General features: G+C 60.2%; 15 protein-coding genes and 1 other RNA gene. 11 read left to right on the top strand and 5 right to left on the bottom strand.

Annotation, left to right across the window (positions count from 1 at the left end; translation table 11 throughout):
* The first annotated feature begins 118 nt into the window (after positions 1–118).
* Positions 119–1,792 carry a DNA repair protein RecN gene (gene recN / locus CKW25_RS19475; RefSeq protein WP_095081670.1) on the top strand — a complete coding sequence of 558 codons (1,674 nt, stop codon included), beginning with the start codon at positions 119–121 and terminating at the stop codon, positions 1,790–1,792.
* 74 nt (positions 1,793–1,866) lie between these two features.
* Here recN and fur read toward each other — a convergent pair whose 3' ends face one another.
* On the bottom strand, positions 1,867–2,271 hold the full coding sequence (fur, locus tag CKW25_RS19480) for a ferric iron uptake transcriptional regulator (protein WP_095081672.1): 405 nt from the start codon (positions 2,269–2,271) through the stop codon (positions 1,867–1,869).
* A gap of 97 nt (positions 2,272–2,368) precedes the next feature.
* On the opposite strand from fur, the gene CKW25_RS19485 reads away from it, so the two are divergent.
* On the top strand, positions 2,369–2,893 hold the full coding sequence (locus CKW25_RS19485; protein WP_095081674.1) for an outer membrane protein assembly factor BamE: 525 nt from the start codon (positions 2,369–2,371) through the stop codon (positions 2,891–2,893).
* A gap of 59 nt (positions 2,894–2,952) precedes the next feature.
* Here CKW25_RS19485 and CKW25_RS19490 read toward each other — a convergent pair whose 3' ends face one another.
* Genes CKW25_RS19490 through CKW25_RS19500 form a run of 3 tightly spaced genes read right to left on the bottom strand, consistent with a single transcriptional unit; the run spans position 2,953 to position 5,105 of the window.
* Entirely contained in the window at positions 2,953–3,267 is a 315-nt protein-coding gene (locus CKW25_RS19490) for an RnfH family protein (protein WP_095081676.1), read from the bottom strand.
* A complete protein-coding gene (locus CKW25_RS19495) occupies positions 3,260–3,694 on the bottom strand; it encodes a type II toxin-antitoxin system RatA family toxin (protein ID WP_095081678.1) in 435 nt (144 codons plus the stop codon). The genes CKW25_RS19490 and CKW25_RS19495 overlap by 8 nt, the downstream gene beginning before the upstream one ends.
* A gap of 7 nt (positions 3,695–3,701) precedes the next feature.
* Complete coding sequence (locus CKW25_RS19500; RefSeq protein ID WP_095081680.1) at positions 3,702–5,105, bottom strand: sodium-dependent transporter; 1,404 nt, start codon at positions 5,103–5,105, stop codon at positions 3,702–3,704.
* 118 nt (positions 5,106–5,223) lie between these two features.
* Here CKW25_RS19500 and smpB point away from each other — a divergent pair, with 118 nt between their 5' ends.
* Entirely contained in the window at positions 5,224–5,706 is a 483-nt protein-coding gene (gene smpB / locus CKW25_RS19505) for an SsrA-binding protein SmpB (RefSeq protein WP_095081682.1), read from the top strand.
* 143 nt (positions 5,707–5,849) lie between these two features.
* Here the strand turns inward: smpB and CKW25_RS19510 are convergent, their stop codons facing one another.
* Complete coding sequence (locus tag CKW25_RS19510) at positions 5,850–6,617, bottom strand: FCD domain-containing protein (protein WP_095081684.1); 768 nt, start codon at positions 6,615–6,617, stop codon at positions 5,850–5,852.
* 261 nt (positions 6,618–6,878) lie between these two features.
* On the opposite strand from CKW25_RS19510, the gene CKW25_RS19515 reads away from it, so the two are divergent.
* The 8 genes from CKW25_RS19515 to CKW25_RS19550 all read left to right on the top strand — a co-directional run bounded on the left by CKW25_RS19515 (position 6,879) and on the right by CKW25_RS19550 (position 17,078).
* The gene (locus tag CKW25_RS19515; protein WP_095081686.1) at positions 6,879–8,573 is read left to right on the top strand and encodes a lactate permease LctP family transporter; all 1,695 of its coding nucleotides are present in this window, start codon (positions 6,879–6,881) and stop codon (positions 8,571–8,573) included.
* A gap of 145 nt (positions 8,574–8,718) precedes the next feature.
* Positions 8,719–9,543, top strand: a complete 825-nt coding sequence (locus tag CKW25_RS19520) for a (Fe-S)-binding protein (protein ID WP_095081688.1) — start codon at positions 8,719–8,721, stop codon at positions 9,541–9,543.
* Positions 9,540–10,997 carry a LutB/LldF family L-lactate oxidation iron-sulfur protein gene (locus CKW25_RS19525; protein WP_095081689.1) on the top strand — a complete coding sequence of 486 codons (1,458 nt, stop codon included), beginning with the start codon at positions 9,540–9,542 and terminating at the stop codon, positions 10,995–10,997. Before CKW25_RS19520 ends, CKW25_RS19525 begins: the two co-directional genes overlap by 4 nt.
* Positions 10,994–11,665, top strand: coding sequence for a lactate utilization protein C (locus tag CKW25_RS19530; protein WP_095081690.1), 672 nt, complete (start codon positions 10,994–10,996; stop codon positions 11,663–11,665). Before CKW25_RS19525 ends, CKW25_RS19530 begins: the two co-directional genes overlap by 4 nt.
* Entirely contained in the window at positions 11,662–14,472 is a 2,811-nt protein-coding gene (locus tag CKW25_RS19535) for an FAD-binding and (Fe-S)-binding domain-containing protein (RefSeq protein WP_095081691.1), read from the top strand. Before CKW25_RS19530 ends, CKW25_RS19535 begins: the two co-directional genes overlap by 4 nt.
* A gap of 398 nt (positions 14,473–14,870) precedes the next feature.
* Entirely contained in the window at positions 14,871–15,146 is a 276-nt protein-coding gene (locus CKW25_RS19540; RefSeq protein WP_095081692.1) for a hypothetical protein, read from the top strand.
* A gap of 97 nt (positions 15,147–15,243) precedes the next feature.
* Positions 15,244–15,637: a transfer-messenger RNA gene (gene ssrA, locus CKW25_RS19545) on the top strand.
* A 184-nt stretch (positions 15,638–15,821) separates the two neighbouring features.
* Positions 15,822–17,078 carry an integrase domain-containing protein gene (locus tag CKW25_RS19550; RefSeq protein ID WP_095081693.1) on the top strand — a complete coding sequence of 419 codons (1,257 nt, stop codon included), beginning with the start codon at positions 15,822–15,824 and terminating at the stop codon, positions 17,076–17,078.
* Positions 17,079–17,162 lie beyond the last annotated feature (84 nt).

A 17,162-nucleotide genomic window follows, 5' to 3' on the forward strand; every position in this document is an offset into this window, starting at 1 on the left:
ATTACACCGGTTTTAAAAAAATCCCGACGCCAAGCAAATCGAGCTAAACACGGGCATTGTCAGGCACAAATAAAACACTGTATAAATAACCAGACTTTTTAGCCTGGGAGCGGCCTCTATGCTGGTGCACCTGTCCGTACATAACTACGCCATCGTTGAACACCTCGACCTGGAACTGGATCGCGGGATGAGCGTGATCACCGGGGAAACCGGCGCCGGCAAGTCGATCATGCTCGACGCCCTGGGCCTGACCCTGGGTGATCGCGCCGACAGCGGCGTGGTACGCCCAGGCGCGGACAAGGCGGACATCCTGGCCACCTTCGACCTGGCCGATATTCCGGAAGCCAGCGCCTGGCTGGCCGAGCGCGACCTCGACACCGACGGCCCGTGCATCCTGCGCCGGGTGATCACCGCAGAAGGTCGCTCGCGTGGCTACATCAACGGCAGCCCCTGCCCCCTTGGCGACCTCAAGGCCCTCGGCGAACTGCTGATCGACATTCACAGCCAGCACGAACACCAGTCGCTGCTGAAAACCGACACCCACCGCCGACTGCTGGACGAGTACGCAGGAGCGACGGACCTTGCCCGCCAGGTGCAGCTTGCGGCCCAGCGCTGGCGCCAGACTCGCCAGGAACTGGAGCGTCTCTCCAACTCCGGCGACGAGCAGCGCGCCCGTCACCAACTGCTCAGTTATCAACTCGAAGAGCTGGAAAACCTTGGCCTGGGCGAGAACGAACTGGAGCAGCTTGAGCAAGAGCATAAAAACCTGACCAACGCCGAAACCCTGCTCGGCATTTGCCGGCAGGTGGTCGAGCAGTGCAGCGAGAGTGATTCGGGCAACGTACTGAATGCCCTGACGGCCAGCCTCAATCGCCTGACCAGCGTGAACAACTCGGTGGGCGCATTGGGCGAAGCCACCAACCTGCTCACCAGCGCACAAATCCAGGTAGAAGAAGCGGTCGGCGAACTGAACCGCTTCCTCGACAACTTCGATGCCGACCCGGCACGCCTCCAGCAACTCGAAGAACGCCTGGACACTATCTACACCCTGGCGCGCAAACATCGAATCCAGCCCACCGAAGTCGCCGAGCTTGCGCAGCGACTGATGGACGAGATCGAGACCCTCAATGCCAACGACGAGTCCATCGAGCGCCTGAGCGAAGAACTGGGGGCATACGCCCGGCACTATCATGAAAAGGCCCGGGAACTGAGCGATCTGCGCCACCAGGCCTCGAGCAGCCTGGCCCATGCCGTCGAACAGGAAATCCAGCGCCTGGGCATGCCGGGCGGCCGCTTCACCATCGAGCTACGGCCCAACACCAGCACCGAACTGCTGCCCAACGGCCTGGAACAGGTCGAACTGCTGGTCAGCGCCAACCCCGGGCAACCCCTCAAGGCCTTGGCCAAGGTAGCCTCGGGCGGCGAACTGTCGCGCATCAGCCTGGCCATCCAGGTGATCACCGCGCAGACATCACGCATACCGACCCTGGTGTTCGACGAAGTTGACGTAGGCATTGGCGGCCCGACCGCGGAAATTGTCGGCCAACTCCTGCGCCGCCTCGGGGACCGCGGGCAAGTCCTGACCGTCACCCACCTGCCACAAGTAGCTTCGCAAGGGCATCAGCACCTGTTTGTCCACAAGGTTCGCGGCAACGACGCCACGCACACCGCCGTGTCCAGGCTGAGCAAGAATGAGCGAATCGAAGAAGTGGCCCGGATGCTGGGCGGCATCGACCTGACCAAGGAATCCCTGGCCCACGCCAGGAAAATGGTGGTGACCGCCAGGAATTGATCCCGCCAGACAGCACGAAGGCGACCCTTGGGTCGCCTTCGTTCGTTTCGCAGGTCAGGACCTGCGCGACATGCTTACTTTTTAGTGCGTACGTACAACACCAAGTTGTGATCCACCAAATCGAAGCCGTGCTTCTCGACGATCGCCTTCTGAAGCTTTTCGATTTCTTCGTCGAAGAATTCGATCACTTCACCGGACTCCACGTTGACCATATGGTCGTGGTGGCCGCCATCCGCCAGCTCGAAGACCGCGTGGCCGCCGTCGAAATTGTGACGGACCACAAGACCCGCGGCTTCGAATTGGGTCAGTACACGGTAAACCGTGGCCAAACCGACATCTTCACCAGCTTCCATCAGTGCCTTGTAGACATCCTCGGCACTCATGTGACGCTGCTCGGTGGAGTCAAGCATTTGCAGAATCTTGACCCGTGGCAGGGTCACTTTGAGGCCTGCTTTGCGTAGTTCGCTATTTTCAACCATGGTCAGCTTTCTCGCGATGCTGCTTCGCAGCTTCTCTTAATGCGGGTATGATCGGCGTTTACGTTGTCCCAGCCAAGATAGTGGAAGTCGCCCACCGATGCAAAACACCAAGCTCTTGCTAACCAGTTTCACCTTCGTGGGACTGCTCGCACTCGCCGGTTGTTCATTCCCCGGGGTTTACAAAATCGACATCCAGCAGGGCAATGTCGTCACGCAGGACATGATAGACCAGTTACGCCCGGGAATGACCCGTCGGCAAGTACGGTTTATCATGGGCAACCCTCTGCTGACCGACACGTTCCATGCCGATCGCTGGGATTACCTGTACAGCTTGCAGCCTGGCGGCGGTGAACGCCAACAGGAACGCGTCAGCGTTATCTTCAACTCGAACGATCAACTTGTCAGCCTGTCGGGCGATTTCATGCCGGGCGTAAGCCGTGACGAGGCCTTGATGGGCAAGGACAGCGGCACTACCGTGGCCGCCCCTGTTGAAAACATCGAACAGCCAAAGCCTGAGAAACCGGCCAAGCCGGGATCGCTGCTGGATCAGATCCAGAAGGACGTCGACGGTGTAGAAACCGTTCCAGTCCCGACGCCAGAACCCCTGGACACCACGCAGTAATTCAGCGCACAAGAAAAAGCCCGGCATGTCCGGGCTTTTTCTTGCCTGTCGCCAGGCGTCTACTTTTCCTGTGCCCGGGCCTGCGCCGCCTTCGCGGCACGCAGTCGACGCACTTCCTTCGGGTCAGCCAGCAACGGCCGGTAAATCTCGAGCCGGTCGCCTGCCTGAACCTGCTGGCTATCAGGATCCGCAACGACCTTGCCAAAGATCCCGACAGGGCAACTCGCCAGATCCAGCCCAGGGAATTGCTCGGCGACCCCTGACTGCAACAGGGTCGCACGCACAGTTGTACCCGACGCAACCCGGGTTGTGAGCAGCACCTGGCGATCGACAGCGGCATACACCACTTCGACGCTGATCAAAGACTCAGCCATGCAATTGCTTGGCCCGCTGACAGAACGCATCGACCAAGGTGTTGGCCGCCTGATTGAACAACGGCCCCAGGGTCGCCCGAACAATCGGGCCGGCATAGTCGAAGGTCAGGTCCAGGCTGATCTTGCACGCCTTCTCGCCCAGCGGCTTGAATACCCAGACGCCATGCAACTGGGTAAACGGCCCTTCTTCGAGATTCATCTCGATCGAATGCCCCGGCACCAGCGTATTGCGTGTCACGAAGTGCTGGCTCAACCCGCCCTTGGCCACCCCCACGCTGGCGCGCATGTGCTCGGCAGAGCTTTCGATGACCTTGGCCTCGGAACACCAGGGCAGGAACTCCGGATAACGCGCCACGTCGTTGATCAGGTCATACAGCGCTTGTGCCGGATACGGCAACAGGGCCGAACGTTGAATATGAGTCGTCATGTCAGCGTCACTTCCACAGCTGGGCGGCAAATACGATAAGAATGCCGATGGGCGCTACATAGCGCATCAAGAACAAGGTCAGCGCGAACAAGGCTGGACTGCGGATCGACAGTTCGTCGCGTACCGCACCCCGGCCCATCACCCAACCGGCGAACACCACAAAGCACAAACCACCGAGCGGCAACATGATCCGCGAGGTGAAGAAATCGATGACACCAAAGAAGTCCAGGCCGCCTTGTGCCCCCCACTGGTAGAGGTGGAACCCGCCGCCTTCGCTCACGAAAAACTTTGCCTGTTTCCAGATATTGAAGGAAAACACAGTACCCAGGCCAACAAACCAGCAACTGAAGGCCAGCCAGAAGGTGACCCAGCCCCGACGGACCTTGGTCCGTTCAACCAGATAGGCCACCATCGGCTCCAGCAAGGAAATGGCCGAACTCCAGGCCGCAATGGCCACCAGCACGAAGAACACCACGCCCATGATCTGGCCGAACGCCACGTTGCCAAAGGCAAATGGCAGGCTGACGAACATCAGCCCTGGCCCTTCGCTCGGGTTCAAACCGCCAGCAAACACAATCGGAAACAATGCCAGCCCCGCCAGCAGCGAGACAAAGGTATCCAGCAAGGCGACACCGACAACGGTGCCGGAGATCGACGAATGCTTGGGCATGTAGGCGCCATAGATCATGATCGACCCGACACCCACGCTCAGGGAAAAGAACGCATGCCCCATGGCGGGCAGCAAGCCATCGAGCACCTTCGAGGCATCGAAGTCGAACATGAAATGCACGCCTTCCATGAAATGCCCGGTGGTCATGCTGTAGCCCAGCAGCACCAGCAGCATCACGAACAGCAGTGGCATCATGATCCGCAAGCTGCGCTCAAGCCCCGCCACTACCCCCTTGGCGATGATCGCGGCCGATAGCAGCATGAACAACGTGTGCCACAGCGTCAGGCGCCAGGGATCGGAAATCACTCCGGCAAAGTAGGCGCCGACCTGATCCGCCGTCACCCCCTGAAAGTCACCACGCCCCATGGTGATGATGTAGTCGAACGACCAACCACCCACCACACTGTAGAAAGACAGGATCAGCAACGCCGTGATCATCCCGGCGAACGCCCCCCAGGACCACTTCGCCGAGTGCCCCGCCTCAAGCGCCAACACCTTCAAGGCATTGGCCGGACTTTGTCGGGCGCGACGGCCGATCAGGGTTTCGGCCAGCATCACCGGTATGCCGATCAGCGCAATGCACGCCAGAAACACCAGCACGAACGCGCCGCCACCATAGACGCCGACCATGTAAGGGAATTTCCAGATACTACCCAGCCCCACGGCTGAACCGGTCGCAGCGAGTATGAAAATCCAACGGCTAGCCCAACTGCCGTGGACTGAAACCTTGTCTGACGACATTGTTGACACGCCCAACCGATCAAAAAAGAGGGCGCATTGTCCGGGATTCACTCAATGCGCTCAAGCATGCAGGTTCACCGTAGCCGACTCGCGTGCAACTCCCTATAATGCCGCCCCTATGGCTAAACAGAAGAAACACCCCACAGGGACCATCGCGCAGAATAAAAAAGCGCGACACGACTACTTCATCGAACAGCGGTTCGAGGCTGGCATGGTCCTGGCCGGCTGGGAAGTAAAGAGTCTGCGTGCAGGCAAGGCACAACTGGTCGACAGTTATGTGCTGCTCAAGGATGGCGAGGCCTGGCTGCTCGGCAGTCATATCACCCCGCTGACCACCGCCAGCACCCACGTCATTGCCGACCCGACACGTTCGCGCAAACTGCTACTCAACCAGCGCGAGCTGGAGAAGCTGTTTGCCGCCGTGCAGCAGAAGGGTTACGCCTGCGTCTGTACGTCGTTGTACTGGAGCAAGCACTTGATCAAGTGCGAGATCGCTCTGGGCAAGGGCAAGAAGGAATACGACAAGCGTGACACCGAGCGCGAGCGCGACTCCAACCGTGAGTTGCAACGCGCGGTGCGCAACAAGGGCAAGGAAGACTAGCTCTCCTCCCTGGCGCGACTTTGTGGCGAGGGAGCTTGCTCCCGTCGCCAGGAGTCTTCGCGACGGTGGCGATCAAACGCAGGGCTGCTTCGCCCCCCAACGGGAGCAAGCCCCCTCGCCACAGTCGCTTCCGCCGACCAAATCTAGATCCCCTTGCGCCGCTCGGCCCGAGCCACGCGCTGCACTTCCTGACGCACCTCTTCGAGCACTTCCTGCACATACAGAATGTGCCGGCTGGAGACTTCCCGCGCCTGCTCCGCCCGCCCCTCGATAATCGCCTGATACAGGTCCCGGTGCTGGCCGATCAGCATGTCACGGGTTTCCGTGCGCTGCTTGTACATGCCGCCAATGTTCGTCACCACGTTGCGCTTGAGCAGATCGAACAGCCCGCGAATGGTATGCAGCAACACCGCGTTATGACTGGCCTCGGCAATCGCCAGGTGGAACTGCGCATCCGCCGCGCCCTCTTCCGCACGGCTCACCTCTTCATGGCGCGCATAACAGTCCTGCAACCGCTCAAATGCCGACGTCAATCGCTCGCGATCGACCTCCGTCGCTCGCAGCGCCGCGTAGTAGGCGCATGACGCCTCCAGGGTATGACGAAACTCCAGCAAGTCGCGCTGGGCATCGGGGTTGCTCTCCAGCAGATGCAACAGCGGATCGCTGAAGGTCGAGCCCAGGGATTCAACCACGTAATTACCCCCCCCCTGGCGGCTGACCAGCAAGCCCTTGGCGGTCAGCTTCTGGATGGCCTCGCGCAATGAAGGGCGTGAAACACCGAACTGCTCGGCCAGGGCGCGCTCTGCCGGAAGCCGCTCACCGGACGTCAGCGTGCCCTCCAGGATCATTCCCTCAAGCTGCTCGACAATATCGTCAGACAAACGGCGCTGACGAATCTGATCAAACCCCATAACTCACTCTCCACGATCCCGACGGTTCGCCGGGCTCTCTATTCTGGCCTATTGACGCCGTGCCAGCACCTACCAGAACGCCCCCGATCAAGCAGATCAGATCAGCCCTGCCGCACTCATTCGACAAAAGTTTTAGGGCGGCAAATTGACACACCGCCCACAAGGCTTTTAACCTAGCCCACAGCGATTGTAAATTGGTCTTACCAATTATCCAAGAACGCTGATCAGTGCCTGACCAACAACAATTAGGGGCCTCCCCATATGCAAACCTGGCAACAGCTCTACAGCCCGCTCGGCAGCCTCGGCTTGTCCGCGCTCGCGGCCGTTATCCCCATCGTGTTTTTCTTCCTGGCTCTGGCCGTGTTCCGCCTCAAAGGACACGTGGCCGGGAGCATCACCCTGGCCTTGTCGATCCTGGTGGCGATCCTTGCCTTCCAGATGCCGGTCGACATGGCCTTCGCCGCGGCGGGCTATGGATTTGCCTACGGACTGTGGCCGATTGCCTGGATCATCGTGGCAGCGGTGTTTCTCTACAAACTGACGGTCAAGAGTGGTCAGTTCGAGGTGATCCGCAGCTCGGTGCTGTCGATTACTGACGACCAGCGCTTGCAAGTACTGCTGATCGGCTTTTGCTTCGGTGCGTTCCTGGAAGGTGCCGCCGGTTTCGGTGCACCGGTCGCCATTACCGCCGCCCTGCTGGTAGGCCTTGGGTTCAACCCGCTGTATGCGGCAGGCCTGTGCCTGATCGCCAACACCGCGCCAGTGGCCTTCGGCGCCCTGGGGATCCCGATCATCGTCGCCGGCCAGGTCACGGGCATCGACGCCTTCAAGATCGGCGCCATGACCGGCCGCCAGTTGCCGTTGCTGTCGCTGTTCGTGCCCTTCTGGCTGGTGTTCATGATGGACGGCCTGCGTGGCGTGCGTGAAACCTGGCCTGCGGCGCTGGTCGCCGGCCTGAGCTTCGCCATCACTCAGTACTTCACCTCGAACTTCATTGGCCCGGAACTGCCGGACATCACCTCGGCCCTGGCCAGCCTGGTTTCCCTGACCCTGTTCCTCAAGGTCTGGCAGCCAAAACGTACGGCGGGCGCGCAAATCGCCGGTGCGACCTCAAGCGTAGCGGTCACTGCCAGCGTCGGCGGTTTTGGCCAGAAGCGCACCACCGTTGCCTCGCCATACAGCCTGGGTGAAATCATCAAGGCCTGGTCGCCGTTCCTGATCCTCACCGTACTGGTCACCATCTGGACCCTGAAACCGTTCAAGGCGATGTTTGCCGCAGGCGGTTCGATGTACGGCTGGGTGTTCAACTTCGCCATCCCGCACCTGGATCAAATGGTGATCAAGGTCGCCCCTATCGTGACGGCTCCGACCGCCATTCCGGCCGTGTTCAAGCTGGACCCGATTTCGGCGACCGGCACGGCGATTTTCTTCTCCGCGCTGATTTCGATGTGGGTCCTGAAGATCCACCTCAAAACTGGTCTGACCACTTTGAAGGAAACCTTCGTTGAACTGCGCTGGCCGATTCTGTCGATCGGCATGGTGCTGGCATTCGCCTTCGTCACCAACTACTCGGGCATGTCGTCGACCATGGCCCTGGTACTGGCGGGCACCGGTGCGGCCTTCCCGTTCTTCTCGCCGTTCCTCGGCTGGCTGGGCGTGTTCCTGACAGGCTCGGACACCTCGTCCAACGCCCTGTTCAGTTCGCTACAAGCCACCACCGCGCACCAGATCGGCGTCAACGACACCCTACTGGTGGCGGCCAATACCAGCGGTGGCGTGACCGGTAAAATGATCTCGCCGCAATCGATCGCCGTGGCCTGCGCCGCGACCGGCCTGGTGGGCAAGGAATCGGACCTGTTCCGCTTCACCCTCAAGCACAGCCTATTCTTTGCAACCATTGTCGGCCTGATCACCCTGGCCCAGGCCTACTGGTTCACCGGCATGCTGGTGCACTAAGCACTACAGGTAATACGGAAAAAACCGACGCCGGGCCTGAACCCGGCGTCTGCGACTCACAACCCGGTCTGCAAGGTTGCTGAAAGCTACGCGCTTTACAGTCAGCAATCTCAGCGGACGGATAACCGGCCGAGAGACACGCCTGATGAGCGAGCTTTTTTACAACGCTGTGCCGAACGCGACCCGTGTCGCCCCGCCACTGCCAGAACCGCGCCAGTACCCCAGCGTAAAACCGCAACGGGTCTACCTGTTCGGCACCTGTGTGGTCGACCTGTTTTATCCCGAAGCCGGGATGGACGCGATTCACCTGCTCGAACGCGAAGGCATTCGCGTGGAGTACCCGCAAGGGCAAAGCTGCTGCGGACAGCCGGCCTACACCTCGGGTTACACCGAACAGGCCCGGACCGTGGCGCGCTCGCAACTGGCGCTGTTTGCCGGGGATTATCCGGTGGTGGTGCCGTCGGGCTCCTGCGCCGGCATGCTGCGCGAACATTACGCCGACTTGTTCAAGGACGAGCCGGACACCTTGAAACAGGTCCAGGCCCTGGCGGCACGGACCTATGAGCTGGCCGAATTCCTGCTGTTCGTCTGCAAGGTGCAGCTCAAGGACAGCGGCGATCCGGTCAAGGTCGCCCTGCACACCTCGTGCTCGGCACGCCGCGAGATGAACACCCACCTGCACGGCCGCGCGTTGTTGGCGCAGTTGAGCAATGTGGAACGGGTCGACCACAGCCATGAAAGCGAATGCTGTGGCTTTGGTGGGACTTTCAGCGTCCGTATGCCAGACATTTCCGGAGCGATGGTCGCTGACAAGACCCGCGCCCTGAAGGAATCCGGCGCACACCAGGTACTGAGCGCGGACTGTGGCTGTTTGATGAACATCAACGGCTCACTGGAAAAACAGCAGGAAGCGTTGCGCGGCCAACACCTGGCCAGCTTCCTCTGGCAACGTACGGGAGGTGCTGTATGAGCACTTCCACACTGATTCCGACGGTTACCGTCGAAGAAGATTTTCGCGCCCGGGCTCACAAGGCCCTGGGCGACCAGCAACTGCGAAACAACTTTCGCAGTGCAATGGATTCACTGATGGCCAAGCGGGCAACGTCCTTCAGCGATGCCCATGAAAGAGAACACCTGCGCGCCCTGGGCAATGCCGTCCGGGCTCGCGCGCTCTCCAAGCTGCCCGACCTGCTCGAGCAACTGGAACAGAACCTGACCCGCAACGGTGTGACAGTGCACTGGGCGGAAACGGTGGACGAGGCCAATGGCATCGTCCTCTCGATCATCCGCGCTCACGAGGCGCGGCAAGTGATCAAGGGCAAATCGATGGTCAGCGAAGAGATGGAGATGAACCATGTCCTCGCTGAACAGGGCATTGAATGCCTGGAATCGGACATGGGCGAGTTCATCGTCCAGCTCGACCACGAGAAGCCTTCACACATCATTATGCCGGCGATCCACAAGAATGCCGGTCAGGTCGCGTCCTTGTTCCACGACAAACTTGGCGTGGAGTACACCAAGGACGTTGACCAACTCATCCAGATCGGCCGCAAAGTCTTGCGACAGAAGTTCTTCGAGGCCGACATCGGCGTCTCCGGCGTCAACTTCGCCGTGGCCGAGACCGGCACCCTGCTGTTGGTGGAAAACGAAGGCAACGGTCGCATGTCGACCACCGTGCCGCCCGTGCACATTGCCGTCACCGGGATCGAGAAAGTCGTCGAAAACCTGCGCGATGTCGTGCCGCTGCTGTCGCTGCTGACCCGCTCGGCCCTCGGCCAGCCGATCACCACCTACGTCAACATGATCTCCGGCCCGCGCAAAGCCCATGAACTCGACGGCCCGCAAGAAGTGCACCTGGTGCTGCTGGACAACGGTCGCAGCCAGGCCTTTGCCGACAGTGAACTGCGCCAGACCCTGAACTGCATCCGCTGCGGTGCCTGCATGAACCATTGCCCGGTCTACACCCGCATCGGTGGCCACGCCTATGGCGAGGTCTATCCCGGTCCGATCGGCAAGATCATCACCCCGCACATGGTCGGCCTGGCGAAAGTCCCGGACCATCCGAGCGCGTCGTCCTTGTGCGGCGCCTGCGGTGAAGTCTGTCCGGTCAAGATTCCGATCCCGGCCCTGCTGCGGCGCCTGCGCGAAGAAAACGTCAAGGCCCCCGACAGCCCGCATCAGGTCATGCGCGGCCAGGGCAGCAAGTACTCGCGCAAGGAGCGTTTCATCTGGAACGCCTGGGCCAGACTCAACAGCTCGCCGACCCTGTATCGCCTGTTCGGCTTCTTCGCCACGCGCCTGCGCGCCCTCACGCCAAGCAACGTCGGCCCCTGGACGCAAAACCACAGCGCGCCAAAACCCGCCGCCCGCTCACTGCACGACATGGCCCGCGAGCATCTGGGCAAACAGGGAGATCGCCGATGAGCGCCAAGCAGAACATCCTCGCCAAGCTGCGCAACAGCCTGACCGGCACCACGCCAGTGGCGGACAACTTCGACGAAGCACTGGTGACCGAACCCTACACCTACACCGCCGAACAACGCATCCCGCAGTTGCGCAAGCTGATGGAAGCGGTGCATACCGAAATCCACCTGACGTCTGGCGAAGGCTGGCCCGAGTTGCTCGCGCACTTGCTGCGCGAACGCCAACTGCCGAGCCTGTTGATCGCCCCAACCACCCCCCATGGGCAACGAATCACGCAACATTGGGCGAACCATCCCGACCTGCCGACGCTAAAAGCCTACGACCGTCCGGTGGACGAGTGGAAAGCCGAGTTGTTCAACGACACCCCGGCCAGCCTGACCACCACCCTCGGTGCCATCGCTGCTACCGGCAGCCTGATCCTCTGGCCGACCCGCGAAGAACCACGTCTGATGAGCCTGGTGCCACCGGTGCATTTCGCCCTGCTCAAGGCCAGTGAAATTCGCGACAATTTCTATCAGGTACAGTGCGAGTTCAACTGGGCCCAAGGCATGCCAACCAACGCCTTGCTGGTGTCCGGCCCGTCGAAAACCGCCGACATCGAACAAGTCCTGGCCTATGGCGCCCACGGCCCGAAAGACCTGGTGGTGCTGATCCTGGAGGACCAATGACCCTACCGGCGGCTTTCCTGCGCGATGCGCAGCAACTGATCCCCCGGGAGCGGCGTTTCGGCGACCCGCTCTCGACCCTGGCCTTTGGCACCGACGCCAGCTTCTATCGGCTGATCCCGAAGCTGGTGATCCGCGTCGAGTCCGAAGACGAAGTGGTTGCCCTGCTGAAACTGGCCCAGCGCGATCAGGTCCCGGTGACGTTCCGCGCGGCCGGCACCAGCCTCTCCGGGCAAGCCATCAGCGACTCGGTGTTGATCGTTCTCGGCGATAACTGGAACGGTCGGGAAATCCGTGGACAGGGCACGCAGATCCGTCTGCAACCTGGGGTCATCGGCGCCCAGGCCAATGCCTGGCTGGCACCGTTCGGGCGCAAGATCGGCCCGGACCCAGCCTCGATCAACGCCTGCAAAATCGGCGGTATCGTCGCCAACAACGCCAGCGGCATGTGCTGCGGCACCGCGCAAAACACCTACCACACCCTGGCCGGTATTCGCCTGGTGTTGGCCGATGGCAGCCGCCTGGACACCGAGGATGCCGCCAGCGTCGCGGCCTTTCGCGACAGCCACGCCGAACTGCTGGAGCGCCTGGCGACCCTGGGCCGCGAGACCCGGGCCAATGCCACACTCGCCGCGAAGATCCGCCACAAATACCGTCTGAAAAACACCACCGGCCTGTCGCTCAATGCCCTGGTGGATTACGACGAGCCTGTGGATATCTTGAGCCACCTGCTGGTGGGTTCCGAAGGCACCCTGGGCTTTATCAGCGCAGTGACCTACGACACGGTGATCGACCACCCGAACAAAGCCTCGGCGCTGATTGTCTTCCCCGATGTGGAGACCTGCTGCAACGCGGTGACCGTACTGAAACACCAGCCGGTGGCGGCGGTGGAGCTTCTGGACCGCCGCAGCCTGCGCTCGGTGCAGGACAAACCCGGCATGCCGGCCTTCGTCCAGCAACTGTCGGCCAACGCCTGCGCGCTGCTGATCGAGTCTCGCGCCGCATCGTCCTCGCTGCTGCAGGAGCAACTGGCGCAGATCATGTCTTCACTGGCCCCGTTCCCGGTGGAGAAACAGGTCGACTTCACCGAAGACCCCGCGGAAAACGCCAGGCTCTGGGCGATTCGCAAGGACACCTTCCCCGCCGTCGGTGCCGTGCGCAAGACCGGCACCACGGTGATCATCGAAGACGTCACCTTCCCCGTGGAGCAACTGGCGATCGGCGTGAACCGTTTGATCGCGCTGTTCGACAAGCACCGCTACGACGAAGCGATCCTGTTCGGCCACGCCCTGGAAGGCAATCTGCACTTCGTCTTCACCCAAGGCTTCAACAGCCCGGAAGAAGTCGTACGCTATCAAGCGTTCATGGACGACGTGGCGCAACTGGTCGCGGTGGAGTTTGGTGGTTCGCTGAAAGCCGAACATGGCACTGGCCGCAACATGGCGCCCTTCGTCGAGCTGGAATGGGGCAGCGATGCCTATCAGTTGATGTGGCAACTCAAGCGCCTGCTCGACCCCAACGGCATCCTCAACCCGGACGTGGTCCTGAGCGAGGACCCGCAGATTCACCTCAAGCACCTCAAGCCCTTGCCGGCTGCCGACGAGATTGTGGACAAGTGCATCGAGTGCGGCTTCTGCGAACCGGTCTGCCCGTCCAAGGGACTGACCCTGAGCCCGCGCCAACGCATCGTGATCTGGCGTGATATCCAGGCGAAGAAACGCGCCGGCATTGACACCTCGGAACTGGAAGCGGCCTATCAATACCAGGGCCTCGACACCTGTGCCGCCACAGGCCTGTGCGCCCAGCGTTGTCCCGTGGGAATCAATACCGGCGAGCTGGTGAAAAAACTGCGCGGCCGCACCGCAACCCATCAGAAAACGGCGACCTTGCTCGAAGAAAACTTCGCCACGGTACTGCAAGGCGCGCGCCTGACCCTACACGTGGCCAACGGTGCTCGAAAGCTGCTGGGCGCCCCTCGACTGGCAAAGGTCTCGGCCGCGTTGAGCAAGCTGTCCAACGGCAACATCCCCCAGTGGACCAACGCCATGCCCCAACCGGAGCGGGCCATCCGCTTCAGTCCGGCGCTCGACGATGCGCGTCCGCGCGTGGTGTACCTGGCGGCCTGTGTGTCGCGGGTCATGGGCCCGGCAGCCGCCGACACCGAGCAAATGTCGCTGCACGACAAGACCCGTGGCCTGCTGGAAAAGGCCGGCTATCAGGTGGTGTTCCCGGACAACCTGGACAGCCTCTGCTGCGGCCAGCCATTCGCCTCCAAAGGCTACGCCGAACAGGCCGAACACAAGCGCCAGGAACTGATTGGCGCCTTGCTGCACGCCAGTCGTGGCGGGCTCGATCCGATCTATTGCGACACCAGCCCCTGTACCTTGCGCCTGGTGCAAGACCTGGGTGAGACACGCCTGGACCTCTACGACCCGGTGCGCTTCATTCGCACGTTCCTGCTGGATCGACTGGAGTTCACCCCCCAGGAAGCCCCCATTGCCGTACACGTGACATGCAGCACCCAGCACTTGGGCGAAAGCCAGGCGCTGATCGACCTGGCCCGACGTTGCAGTAATAACGTGGTGATCCCGGAAGGCATTCACTGCTGCGGATTTGCCGGCGACAAGGGCTTCACCACACCGGAGTTGAACGCTCACTCACTGCGCACCCTCAAGGACGCCGTGCAGTACTGCAGCGAAGGCATCTCCACCAGCCGCACCTGTGAAATCGGCCTCAGCCAGCATGGCGGGATCGACTATCACGGGCTGGTCTACCTGGTGGACCGCGTGACACAGGCGCGCTCGCGCTAAGCGATCCGCAATAAAAGAAAGGGCCGCTCGGCCCAATGCCAGTCAGTTAAGAGAAATAAAGCCGAACACGAAACCCGTGGCGAGGGAGCTTGCTCCCGCTGGGGCGCAAAGCGGCCCTGTTTTTGGGCTGCTACGCAGCCCAGCGGGAGCAAGCTCCCTCGCCACGGGTACTATGTTCGGCTGGTCTTTGGCTTAACTGATCGGCATTAGCCGCTCGGCCCTTTCTTCATTGCCCCTAGCGACATTTCCCACAGGCCCCATTCGCGTTGCAAAAAATTACCGATTTCCTGCGTGCAGCTATAGTCATTTAGCTAAGTCCCCCGATCGGGCTTATAACCCCCTCGGCAAACCGCCACCTCGAGCGGTCGCACCGAGCCCTCATGCGCAAGGAGATACCCATGAAGCACACTGCAATTGCTGGAATGTTCATCACCGCGGCACTGTTGGCGTCGCCGGTTTTTGCCGCGGATAAAGATCTTTGTGAAAGCAATATCAAACTCATTCAGCAGGCACTGGATTCTGATCCCGCAGTGTCAGAGAGCGCCGTGGACAACGTAAAAGCATCTTTGGACAAAGCAAAAGCAGCCCAGACCGCCGGTGACCACAAGGAATGCATCGGAATCACTCAAGGTGTGCTGACAAAAATCCAGACCCGCAGCCCCGACAAGGGCTGACGTACGGCCAGGCCAACCTTCGGGTTGGCCTTATCGCCTGCGTTGGCGTACACTACACAGGCTTGCTGCTCACATTGATTCACAGAGCAGTGAGTTCGGGGCCGCTTTGGATTCGACGCCGGTTGCGAAACTTTAGGTGCATGCCGAGTTGGTAACAGAACTCGTAAATCCACTGTTGCAACTTCCTATAGTTGCCAATGACGAAACCTACGGGGAATACGCTCTCGCTGCGTAAGCAGCCTTAGCCCTTCCCTCCTGGTACCTTCGGGTCCAGCAATCATCAGGGGATGTCTGTAAACCCAAAGTGATTGTCATATAGAACAGAATCGCCGTGCAGTACGTTGTGGACGAATCGGCTAAAACTTACACAACTCGCCCAAAGCACCCTGCCCGTCGGGTCGCTGAGGGTTAACTTAATAGACACGGCTACGCATGTAGTACCGACAGCGGAGTACTGGCGGACGGGGGTTCAATTCCCCCCGGCTCCACCAACTTTACATTCAAAGACGTCCACGGACGTCTTTTTTTGTGCCTGAAATCCAGTAAATCCGGGGCTTTCAGCGCTACCGGGGTCCACTGACGTCCATGAGCAGCCACGCCTTTTGGCATTCCAAATGGCATTCCAAGCCTTTAGGTGCTAATTTTTGGAATGCCAAAATCAATTCTGGAATGCCAATGTGCGCACAAGCTACTCGCCTCTCTGAACTCAAAATCAAATCTGCCAAGCCTGCTGAAAAAGACTACGTCCTATTTGATGGCGGCGGACTTCAAATGCGAGTGAGAAGCAATGGCTCCAAGCTATGGAACTTCAACTATCGACACCCCGTGACGAAGAAGCGGATCAACATGGGCTTAGGTACCTTCCCTGAAGTCTCGTTAGCGCAGGCACGAAAGGGTTCCATTGCAGCGAGAGAAGCACTTGCCCAAGGCCTCGATCCTAAAGATCAACGAGATGCAGTGCTGCAAGCAAAGCAAGCTGAAACTGAGCACACATTTCAGAATGTTGCGACGTCCTGGTATGAACTGAAGAAGGATGCAGTGACACCAGCGTATGCCGAGGACATCTGGCGCTCGTTGACGTTGCACGTTTTCCCCGACTTGGCCAGCACACCGATTGCAGCCATCAGCGCCCCTCGGGTCATTAACTTACTCCGACCACTTGAAACCAAAGGTAGCCTGGAAACAGTCAAGCGGCTGAGTCAGCGACTCAACGAGATCATGATTCACGGGGTCAACTCGGGACTGATTCACGCAAACCCGCTTAGCGGGATTCGTTCCGTCTTCAAGAAACCGAAAAAGAAGAACATGGCGGCGCTTGCTCCCGATGAGCTGAAAGAGCTCATGGTGGCAATTGCCAATGCCAGCATAAAAAGAACTACGCGCTGTCTGATCGAATGGCAGCTCAACACTATGACTCGCCCAGCAGAGGCTGCTACCACGCGCTGGGCCGACATCGACTTCGAAAAGCGTATCTGGACGATTCCTGCTGAACGCATGAAGAAACGACGTATACACATCGTGCCGCTTACTGATCAAGCACTCGCGCTTTTGGAGGCAATTAAACCCTACAGCGGGCACCGGGAATACGTGTTCCCTGCGGACCGGAATCCGCGGACCCATTGCAACAGCCAAACCGCCAACATGGCGCTAAAGCGCATGGGCTTCGAAGGCCGGCTGGTTAGCCATGGCATGCGCTCAATGGCAAGCACCATCCTCAACGAGCGCGGCTGGGACCCTGAACTGATCGAGGTGGCACTTGCCCATGTTGACAAGGACGAGGTTCGCAGCGCCTATAACCGGGCGGACTATATCGAGCGCAGACGGCCAATGATGGCCTGGTGGAGCGAGCACATCCAAGAGGCTGCCACTGGCAACCTCTCCGTGTCAGCTATCAGGGAAAGCCAGGACAAAAAGGTCGTATCGATACGCTGATCAAGGGCTAATACCGGCCACAAGCGATCTTCCGCCTGTAACCGCTTACACCGAGAGGAGGACGCTTCGAAAACACTTATGTCA

The sequence above is a fragment of the Pseudomonas sp. Irchel s3h17 genome (assembly GCF_900187505.1).
Classification (GTDB): Bacteria; Pseudomonadota; Gammaproteobacteria; order Pseudomonadales; family Pseudomonadaceae; genus Aquipseudomonas.

Coding starts and splice junctions, on each gene's coding strand:
- CKW25_RS19500 (WP_095081680.1), bottom strand. CDS start 5,105: ATGTCGTCAGACAAGGTTTCAGTCCACGGCAGTTGGGCTAGCCGTTGG.
- CKW25_RS19525 (WP_095081689.1), top strand. CDS start 9,540: ATGAGCACTTCCACACTGATTCCGACGGTTACCGTCGAAGAAGATTTT.
- CKW25_RS19550 (WP_095081693.1), top strand. CDS start 15,822: ATGTGCGCACAAGCTACTCGCCTCTCTGAACTCAAAATCAAATCTGCC.
- CKW25_RS19530 (WP_095081690.1), top strand. CDS start 10,994: ATGAGCGCCAAGCAGAACATCCTCGCCAAGCTGCGCAACAGCCTGACC.
- CKW25_RS19520 (WP_095081688.1), top strand. CDS start 8,719: ATGAGCGAGCTTTTTTACAACGCTGTGCCGAACGCGACCCGTGTCGCC.
- recN (WP_095081670.1), top strand. CDS start 119: ATGCTGGTGCACCTGTCCGTACATAACTACGCCATCGTTGAACACCTC.
- CKW25_RS19485 (WP_095081674.1), top strand. CDS start 2,369: ATGCAAAACACCAAGCTCTTGCTAACCAGTTTCACCTTCGTGGGACTG.
- CKW25_RS19540 (WP_095081692.1), top strand. CDS start 14,871: ATGAAGCACACTGCAATTGCTGGAATGTTCATCACCGCGGCACTGTTG.
- fur (WP_095081672.1), bottom strand. CDS start 2,271: ATGGTTGAAAATAGCGAACTACGCAAAGCAGGCCTCAAAGTGACCCTG.
- CKW25_RS19515 (WP_095081686.1), top strand. CDS start 6,879: ATGCAAACCTGGCAACAGCTCTACAGCCCGCTCGGCAGCCTCGGCTTG.
- CKW25_RS19510 (WP_095081684.1), bottom strand. CDS start 6,617: ATGGGGTTTGATCAGATTCGTCAGCGCCGTTTGTCTGACGATATTGTC.
- smpB (WP_095081682.1), top strand. CDS start 5,224: ATGGCTAAACAGAAGAAACACCCCACAGGGACCATCGCGCAGAATAAA.
- CKW25_RS19535 (WP_095081691.1), top strand. CDS start 11,662: ATGACCCTACCGGCGGCTTTCCTGCGCGATGCGCAGCAACTGATCCCC.
- CKW25_RS19495 (WP_095081678.1), bottom strand. CDS start 3,694: ATGACGACTCATATTCAACGTTCGGCCCTGTTGCCGTATCCGGCACAA.
- CKW25_RS19490 (WP_095081676.1), bottom strand. CDS start 3,267: ATGGCTGAGTCTTTGATCAGCGTCGAAGTGGTGTATGCCGCTGTCGAT.